Below are 8323 nucleotides of genomic sequence, written 5' to 3'. Positions count from 1 at the left end.
ACCTGTTTTGACTATGAGGTGATGATATCACCTCTATTCAGGTGGCCAAATTCACTATGCCACTACATCTTGACTCTCGAGGTGATATTGAGGATGTAATCAAGATTACCCAACACAAGGTACCAACATTTTTTAATTATCTGGATATTGTCACGATACAAAGAAAGGATTTGGATACATATATGACGCTATCCAAAGCGTGCCTTGTCTTGAAATTTGACTTCACCCGTGTCAAATGGGGTAACTTCGCTGGCTGGGGAGATATCAACAGATACAATAAAGAAGAAGAGGGTCTATTTTATCACGGCGGAATTAATGGTGAAGCCAGCTATTGCAATGGTGTTATGATCGTACGTCCACAAGTGTCCTTGCGCGATCTGGTCAAAGCATGGAAGGATGAAGAGAATCCATCCAGGAGAAAATACGCAACTTTCAAAATTTTTGATCGTAAAAACAACCGTAATGTTGAAACATCTTGCAGCCCAAGTTCTATATCTAACTACTTTCAGAAATCCGAGCTACCTTGGGAAGTTTCACCCGTTTTTTTTAGGTCAGAGGTTTTGCATCGCTTCAAGGCCGATCCAGAAAAATTTACCTTCGAAGATAGAAGCATAGCTTGCCGTAATGCATGGTATTTAAAATCCTACGACATTAATGAGGCTGGGCAGGTTCATGCATATATTGGTGATTTGGCGAAATTACCCTATGAAGAGCAGATCTATTGGCAATCCTTCAACGAATGGCCAAAGGGAACGATTTCAGAGCGTGCATTTCAGACGGATATTGTAGGGGATTGGTATTCGTCCTATGAACCGTTGGGAGTGCTAAAACATACGATTTTAGTTATGGACAAAAATCCGCCATCTTGGTGGAAGTCACGAGGTACAACTCTGAGTGATGCTGTTCAGTATCCAGCAACAGATTCGGTTAAGGAATGGGGTGATGAAGTGCTTGCTCTCGATCAGTATCTAGTTGAAGGCTTTTTACAAAAGCCATTAAGGGAGATCGCGAAACATGGGGGCCGAATCATTGAAGCCAAGTGGGGATCTCTACGCTTACTTCAAGAAGCGCTTATTGCAAAAGGAACAACAGAAGAACACGCAAAAACACTCGTTCAACCAATGCAGAAACTGCACGCTCTGCGCACGGAAGTGCGCGGTCATGCATCTACTGAAAAGAAGAAGAAAGCCATTTCTGAAGCGCGAACTAACCATGGAAACCTTCGAGCACACTTTACGCATATTGCAGCAGAATGTGAAAGATCACTAGCTGAAATCTTAATCATTTTCGGTCTAAAATTAGACAGCTAGCAGTTTTCTGCATTTGAATGACATTCATTTCCTGGGGATAATGGTTGGTTATTCTACGCCATGACCTGCTATCTTCCATTATCCCACTGAAACAAAAAAAACAAATTGCCGCTGAAACCAACAGTGCCAGCACTTTCGCTAGTACTGTTGATCTAATTAAGAAAAATCACGTTAACTTAGGCTCGGCCCCCAAACTTCCCATGAACCACACTTCCACCGAGTTCTAGGTTGTCCACATAATCCCCATACCACTGCAACATCTCCCTACGCTGCTCCAAATACTGCGCATGGTTGTATGTGCCGCGAATGGTGTTCTTATCCACATGCGCAAGCTGTAACTCGATCCATGCCGTGTTATACCCCTGTTGATGAAGGATAGTACTCATCGTGTGCCGGAAACCGTGCCCCGTAGCTTTCCCGTGGTAACCAATCCGTTTCAGCACCTGATTAATACTCGCTTCACTCATCGGTTTCGTAATGTCGTTACGGCCTGGGAACACCAGATTGTAACGGCCCGTCACAGCCTGGATCTCACGAAGTGATGCCACAACTTGATCGGATAGAGGGACCAGATGCGGCCGACGCATCTTCATCCTTTCGACCGGGACTTCCCAAACCCGTTTATCGAAATCAAACTCTTTCCATTCAGCCTGGCGAAGTTCGACGGTACGAACCCCGGTCAACATCAGAATTCGAGTCGCCAGTCGGGTTATCGGACTACCAGAATACGCGGCAAGAGCCTGCAAGAAATCAGGGAGTTCATCAGCTAGCAGATGGGGATAATGGGTAGACTTAGGCGCAGTCAGCGCACTAGCTAGTTCTGAAGCTGGGTTTGTTTCAGCTCTACCGGTGACGATGGCATAGCGGAATACCTGATTGCAGGCCTGGCGGATTTTACGAAGTTTATCGAGTACACCCCGCTTTTCGAGTTTACGCAGCGAACTGAGCACTTCGAGCGGTTTGATCTCAGCAATGGGACGTTTACCAATATCAGGGAAGATATCGTTCTCGAACGCTTCCATCAGATCTTCAGCATAGCCTTTCGACCAGTTAGGCCGTTTGTACTCATGCCATTCCAGCGCGATAGCCTTGAAGGTATTTTCGACATTGGCCTTTTGAGCCAGTTTTTCTGCTTTCTTTTCCTCTCCAGGGTCACCACCTAAAGCGATGATCTTCCGTGCTTCCTCTCGCTTCAAGCGAGCATCAGCCAAAGAGATATCAGGATAAACGCCAATAGAGAGCTTTTTCTCTTTACCCAAAAAACGATACTTCATACGCCAGTACTTCGCACTGTTAGGCTTTACTAACAGATAGAGGCCACCGCCATCAGTGAGTTTGTATTCTTTTTCTTTGGGTTTTGCAGTATCAATCTGTCGTGCATTTAGTGGCATAAGGGGCCCCTAATTTCCATTGAACGAGATGAGCCCCCTCAAAGGCCCCCAGATACCACTTGATTTAGGTATAACTGAGTTGACTTCGATAGAACTCGTGACAGAAAAATTCAGTAATTTCAGGGAGTATAAGGGATAAAAAGCGAATTCAGTAGAGGTGTATTGACTTGAAAATGGTACGCCCTACAGGGCTCGAACCTGTGACCTACGGCTTAGAAGGCCGTTGCTCTATCCAACTGAGCTAAGGGCGCATTGCTGTCCCGATTCGGGAGCGTTGCGGGTTCGGATTATACGGGCAGACCGGGTTGAGTCAATGGCTTTCGATCTCTCTGCTTAATGCGTGAACAATTTGACGTTCTTCCCGGCTGCCCTGCGGCAGGATGTGGGGCGTGTACTTTATTTCTCTGACTTAAGCGCCGCAGCAATTACGCGTGCCGAGGCATGATAGGCCACGCCTTCGTAGGCGGTCAGTTCCGGTTGCAGGGTCTGCACGATGCCGTGCTTGCCGATAACCGCAGGTTGGCCGATATAAACGTTCAGGCCTTCATCCCAAGCAGAAACCGGATACACGCTGTGCGCATCGGACAAAATCGCGTCCACCAGACGTGCCGTCGCGGTAGCGATGCCGAAGCTGGTCCAGCCTTTGCCTTGCAGAATTTCCCAGCCGCCGCCACGCACGGCGTCATTCATTTTAGCCCAATCGACGTCACGGTTGCCCGCCACCTCGGCGACCGGACGCCCGCCGAGCGTGACAGTGCTCCAGGCGACAAACTGTGATTCGCCGTGTTCGCCCATCACGTAGCCGGTGACGCTTTTCGGGTCGATATCGAAGAACTCGCCGACAACGCGTTTCATGCGCGCGGTGTCAAGCGACGTGCCGGTGCCGAAGACCTGAGAATGCAGGAAACCGCTGGTCTGCTGAATAATCTGAGTGATGACGTCGCACGGATTGGTGATATTGACGATAACACCCCCAAAGCCGCTGCCGATCACGCGGGGAATGATGTCACGCACCGCGGCGCGGGTCTCTGCTAACTCTTCGAGGCGGTCTTCACGGAGTAACGTTTTTGGGCCAACGGCAATCACCAGCACGTTGGCGTCTTGCAACTCGCTGTAATCATTGGCGATTACTTTCACGCGCGAGGCGGTCAGCGAAGCCATGTCACGCAACTCCAGCGCCTGACTGGCGGCTTTCCTCTCATCTTCATCCAGCAGAACAATCACGTCGCACAAACCCTGTGTGACCAAAGAAAATGCAACGTCTGCGCCCACGTGGCCTGCGCCGATAATCCCTACTTTGCGTGTCATTGTTTCCTTTCCTTATGATTCAAAAAGCCCTGTTTCTAAAATAGACACTTTTAAGGAGACTGTCTCAGTGAATCTTCAGCAAAGTTATTCGCATTCAACGCCTGACAGCGCCCGCCGCTTCTGACAAAATAGGCGCATCCCCTGCATTTATTAATTGATGGATTTACTCCCTGATGGCAGCAAAGATTATTGACGGTAAAACGATTGCGCAGCAAGTCAGAAACGAAGTTGCAGCGCGTGTTCAACAACGACTGGCGGAAGGTAAACGTGCTCCTGGCCTGGCCGTGGTGCTGGTGGGTGAAAATCCGGCTTCGCAGATTTATGTCGCCAGCAAACGCCGCTCGTGCGAAGAAGTCGGGTTTATCTCCCGTTCGTATGATTTGCCTGCCACCACCACGGAAGGCGAACTGCTCAAACTCATCGACCAACTAAATAACGACGGCGAAATCGACGGTATTTTAGTACAGCTTCCGCTGCCAGCAGGTATCGATAACATCAAGGTTTTGGAAAGCATTCATCCGGATAAAGACGTCGACGGGTTCCATCCTTATAACGTTGGCCGTCTGTGTCAGCGTGCGCCTACCCTGCGCCCTTGCACACCGCGTGGCATCGTTACCCTGCTCGAACGCTACGGCATTGATACCTTCGGGCTGAATGCGGTGGTGATTGGCGCATCCAACATTGTGGGCCGTCCGATGAGCATGGAGCTGCTGCTGGCCGGTTGTACGACGACCGTAACGCACCGCTTCACCAAAAATCTGCGTCATCACGTCGAAAACGCCGATCTGGTGGTAGTAGCCGTCGGTAAACCGGGCTTTATTCCGGGTGAATGGATTAAACCGGGCGCGATTGTTATTGATGTCGGTATTAACCGTCTGGAAAGTGGTAAAGTTGTCGGCGATGTGGAATATGATGCCGCCGCTGAGCGCGCTTCCTTTATCACACCGGTGCCGGGCGGAGTTGGCCCGATGACGGTCGCGACGCTGATTCAAAATACCTTGCAGGCGTGTGAGGAATATCACGACATCAGCGCCACTAAGTCTTAATTCATTCGTACCAAACAAAGTCAGGAATACATGGAAACTTTTTTTCTCGAAAAGCACCCGCACGTTGAACTCTGCGACCTGCTCAAATTTATGGGCTGGTGTGACAGCGGCGGTAGCGCGAAATCCGTCATTAGCGAAGGCCAGGTAAAGGTCAACGGTAAAGTCGAAACCCGCAGACGCTGCAAAATTGTTGCCGACCAGCAGGTCGAATTTGCCAGCAACACGGTCGTCGTTAAAGCGTCTGCTGAATAATATTCACAGCCCTTTAAGATAGAAAAGAAAATGCCCTGAAAGCGTCATGCTTGCAGGGCATTTTTGTGATCTAAAGAAAGTTACGGATTCTGAGTGACCCACAGTACCGGCCATTCCCCGCCGATGCTGTAGCCATCGCAGGCCGGTTCGGAAGCGAACGCCGCCAGCCTGAACACTTTACCGTCAAACACCCAGCGCGAAGATACGCCACAGTCGCCAATCCCGCGCCCTTTATCATAAGTCGACAGCATGCCGGTTTTTGGGTCGAAATCCGCGTTAATCAGCTCGAGTGACTGTTCGTCGTCGCCCAGTTTGAACGGCATATTGAGCGTCAGGTTCTCCATTTTGTAAGGAGCCTGTCGTGACACCAGGAATCCCAATGCGAACAGGTTATAGGCCCCCATATCGCAGTTAACGGTCATCAGCGCTTTATCATTGCTGAGGGCGAAAATATGCACTTCGCGTTCGGAAGGATCGAGGCTGCAATCGTTGTTCTCGATGGTGGTCGCGGCGTTCTGCGTTATGGCGGAGATCTCCGACTCGGAGAGCGCGTGCGGTTCGCTAAAGCGCGGCAACACCGGCGCAACCGGGGCGGGCGGCACGGTGCTCACCGGCTTGTTGCCACGGTTCGCCCAAGCGGTTTTAGTGCCGACGCGGCCCTGCCGATCGTCAATGGCCAGCAAAGCGGCTTTCAGGCCTTTGAGCGAAATCATCGGCCTGACCGGTTGCGCGGGATCGGCTTTGCCAGCCAGCTGAATGCTGCTGCCTTCGCGAATTGCGGCGATGAAGTCATTGACCACCAGACGGTTACTGCTGGAGAGGTGTTTTTTACTGACATCCCATTCGCGGTGATTAAAACTGAGCGTTTTACCGTTCATCTGTAACCGGTTAGCCATTGGCGCGTCGGCGCTTTGCTCATCGCTGTTGCGCTGGTAATCAATACTGATTGTCGATTTGCCTTCCGGCCCGGCTTCGCGGGTGATTTTCATCACCAGCTCCTGCCCGTCCTGACTGTTGCGCGCGGCGCAGTGGTTCAGGTTGTCGCAGCTTACCTGCCAGTCGTTGTACATGGCCTGCATTGGCTCGGCCTGGGCGCTAAAGGCCAGCACTCCGGCCAGCAGGCATAAAGGGGCGGTTATCCATCTGCTCATTATGAGGTTCAGCTCTTCTCGAAGTTATCTTCCTGATAATAGCGTAACCTCACCAGTGAGACTGCTAACAAAGCAGCATTTTTTTATTCGAAATTAGAAAGAGATACCTCGGCCGGTTGGTTTTTGAGTCACGCATAATTTTTAACAATAAAGAAATCCCGTCATGGTGGCGTAACAAAACTTTCAGTACACTGGCTTTCGCACGCCGTTGCCTATAACAAAAAATAATGGCGTAAAGGATGATGTTCATTTCTCCGGGAGAAACAGATGAAGTTGTGGATTTGGTTGATAGCCCTGCTGGCATTGCCTGCGCTGGCGGAAGAGCCGCCGGTGGTCTACTCCGGCACGCTGGGTAAAACCGCTATTGTCGTCGAGCTGGACTTAAATAAACCCGATGAAGTCACGGGTCGCTACTTTTATCAGAAATACCGTCTGGACCTGCCGTTAAATGGCGCACTGGACGGTCAGGAACTCAAACTTCAGGAAGGGCTGGATGATTTTGACGATACGCCGCGCCCTGAGCTTTCACTGACCAAAGATGAAAAAGGCGGCTGGCAAGGGAGCTGGACCAATCCGCAGGGCAAAACGCTGCCGGTAAAACTGCAACCGGCGCAAATCCCCGCCTCACCAGCGGATGATGCCTGGCTGGCTACCCTGGCCCACACCGAGCCTTATGAGTTTTTACGCCTTTCCGGGCTGCAGCTGACCGCCGGTAAAAGCGAAAACTTCATGGGCTATCAGTTGCAGTGGTGGACTGAGCCGCAATCCAAAATCACACTGTTTGAAATTGCCTCGGGTTATCCGGAATCTGAACTGCACGCGATCAACCAAAAGCTGCGCGCCCGCCTGTGGCAGGAAGTCAGCGGCTGGCATGCGTGTATGCTGGGCGCCAGCCGGTTCGGCAAAGGTGAATATCTACAGACCGTGACGCCGAAATACCTGAGCAATGACGTGGTCAGCATCAGTATTTTCACGTCTTACGACTGTGGCGGTGCGCATCCAGATTTTGGTGAAGCGCCGGTGAATATGAATGCTAAAAACGCCGAATCGCTGACGCTGGAAGATGTGATCTGGGTTGGAGAAGGTGCGCCGTTCCATTATCTCAATGCCGAAGACGGCGTCTCAACCGGCAAAAATGATGTGGATTTTGATACGTTCGCCGAGTACCGCGACAAGAAATGGGCACCGTGGCTGGTGAAACAGCTGACCGAGGCCTATCCGCAGGAAATGAAGAAACCGACCGAAGAGAGTGATGACGATTGTGATTACTCCCAGCCGGAGATCTGGCAGTTCCCGGCGTGGTATTTCACGCCGAAGGGGCTGTATTTTGATCCGTCATTCCCCCGAGTTCTGCGATCCTGCGAAGGTCCGGAATGGTCGGTTCTGCCATGGTCAGCCATCAAAAGCCATGCAGTCAGCGCGCCGGTCGCAGCGGCTCAGTAAACGTTTATCCCGCTCAAAAATACTAAAGGCACCCGCGGGTGCCTTTTTCATTCATCACTTTGGTGTTTCAAAAACGGTTACGCCATCCAGCCCTGAATTTGCGCATGCTGCAACAGCATGATGGTTTTGCCGTCTTTGATGCGGCCATCTTTGATCATCTCAAGCGCCTCGGCAAACGGCACTTCCAGAACATCAATATCTTCATCCTCTACCCCGCCACCGGCGTTCTGGCGTTGTGATTCGTCGTACTGCGCCGCGAAGAAGTGAACGATCTCCGTGACACTGCCCGGTGACATGTAAGCCTCAAACAGCTTATCGACTTTACCCACCGCAAAACCGGTCTCTTCGATTGCCTCTTTACGGATGCAGTCTTCCGGCGAATCGTTATCCAGCAGACCGGCGCAGGTTTCCAGCAGCATGCC

The 8323-nt window shown here is 51.0% G+C and carries 8 protein-coding genes and 1 tRNA gene; 4 read left to right on the top strand and 5 right to left on the bottom strand.

What is annotated here, in order from left to right; genetic code table 11:
- Positions 1-56: 56 nt before the first annotated feature.
- Positions 57-1310: a hypothetical protein gene (locus TU92_RS02220; protein WP_244207765.1), complete on the top strand. Its 1254-nt coding sequence runs from the start codon at positions 57-59 to the stop codon at positions 1308-1310.
- A 176-nt stretch (positions 1311-1486) separates the two neighbouring features.
- Here the strand turns inward: TU92_RS02220 and TU92_RS02215 are convergent, their stop codons facing one another.
- The 3 genes from TU92_RS02215 to TU92_RS02205 all read right to left on the bottom strand — a co-directional run bounded on the left by TU92_RS02215 (position 1487) and on the right by TU92_RS02205 (position 4009).
- Positions 1487-2701, bottom strand: a complete 1215-nt coding sequence (locus tag TU92_RS02215) for a tyrosine-type recombinase/integrase (RefSeq protein ID WP_112164344.1) — start codon at positions 2699-2701, stop codon at positions 1487-1489.
- Between the two features lie 174 nt (positions 2702-2875).
- Positions 2876-2952: transfer RNA gene (locus TU92_RS02210), tRNA-Arg, on the bottom strand.
- Between the two features lie 145 nt (positions 2953-3097).
- Positions 3098-4009 (bottom strand): L-lactate dehydrogenase, encoded by a 912-nt coding sequence (locus tag TU92_RS02205; protein WP_112164343.1) that lies wholly within the window; start codon positions 4007-4009, stop codon positions 3098-3100.
- A gap of 173 nt (positions 4010-4182) precedes the next feature.
- Here TU92_RS02205 and folD point away from each other — a divergent pair, with 173 nt between their 5' ends.
- Positions 4183-5055 carry a bifunctional methylenetetrahydrofolate dehydrogenase/methenyltetrahydrofolate cyclohydrolase FolD gene (gene folD, locus TU92_RS02200; RefSeq protein ID WP_112164342.1) on the top strand — a complete coding sequence of 291 codons (873 nt, stop codon included), beginning with the start codon at positions 4183-4185 and terminating at the stop codon, positions 5053-5055.
- A gap of 30 nt (positions 5056-5085) precedes the next feature.
- Complete coding sequence (gene ybcJ / locus TU92_RS02195) at positions 5086-5307, top strand: ribosome-associated protein YbcJ (RefSeq protein WP_112164341.1); 222 nt, start codon at positions 5086-5088, stop codon at positions 5305-5307.
- A gap of 80 nt (positions 5308-5387) precedes the next feature.
- On the opposite strand, the gene TU92_RS02190 is transcribed toward ybcJ, so the two are convergent.
- A complete protein-coding gene (locus tag TU92_RS02190; protein WP_112164340.1) occupies positions 5388-6458 on the bottom strand; it encodes a DUF1176 domain-containing protein in 1071 nt (356 codons plus the stop codon).
- Between the two features lie 267 nt (positions 6459-6725).
- Here TU92_RS02190 and TU92_RS02185 point away from each other — a divergent pair, with 267 nt between their 5' ends.
- Entirely contained in the window at positions 6726-7901 is a 1176-nt protein-coding gene (locus TU92_RS02185; RefSeq protein ID WP_112164339.1) for a DUF3298 domain-containing protein, read from the top strand.
- 77 nt (positions 7902-7978) lie between these two features.
- On the opposite strand, the gene TU92_RS02180 is transcribed toward TU92_RS02185, so the two are convergent.
- Positions 7979-8323 (bottom strand): NUDIX domain-containing protein (locus TU92_RS02180; RefSeq protein ID WP_136627573.1); only part of this gene is annotated, 345 nt, incomplete at its 5' end.

It is taken from the genome of Rahnella inusitata (genome assembly GCF_003263515.1).
Classification (GTDB): Bacteria; Pseudomonadota; Gammaproteobacteria; order Enterobacterales; family Enterobacteriaceae; genus Rahnella; species Rahnella inusitata.
The sequence above is the reverse complement of the archived record's forward strand: the minus strand, read 5'-3'. Positions and strand labels throughout refer to the sequence as shown.

Coding starts and splice junctions, on each gene's coding strand:
- TU92_RS02185 (WP_112164339.1), top strand. CDS start 6,726: ATGAAGTTGTGGATTTGGTTGATAGCCCTGCTGGCATTGCCTGCGCTG.
- ybcJ (WP_112164341.1), top strand. CDS start 5,086: ATGGAAACTTTTTTTCTCGAAAAGCACCCGCACGTTGAACTCTGCGAC.
- TU92_RS02220 (WP_244207765.1), top strand. CDS start 57: ATGCCACTACATCTTGACTCTCGAGGTGATATTGAGGATGTAATCAAG.
- TU92_RS02215 (WP_112164344.1), bottom strand. CDS start 2,701: ATGCCACTAAATGCACGACAGATTGATACTGCAAAACCCAAAGAAAAA.
- TU92_RS02205 (WP_112164343.1), bottom strand. CDS start 4,009: ATGACACGCAAAGTAGGGATTATCGGCGCAGGCCACGTGGGCGCAGAC.
- folD (WP_112164342.1), top strand. CDS start 4,183: ATGGCAGCAAAGATTATTGACGGTAAAACGATTGCGCAGCAAGTCAGA.
- TU92_RS02190 (WP_112164340.1), bottom strand. CDS start 6,458: ATGAGCAGATGGATAACCGCCCCTTTATGCCTGCTGGCCGGAGTGCTG.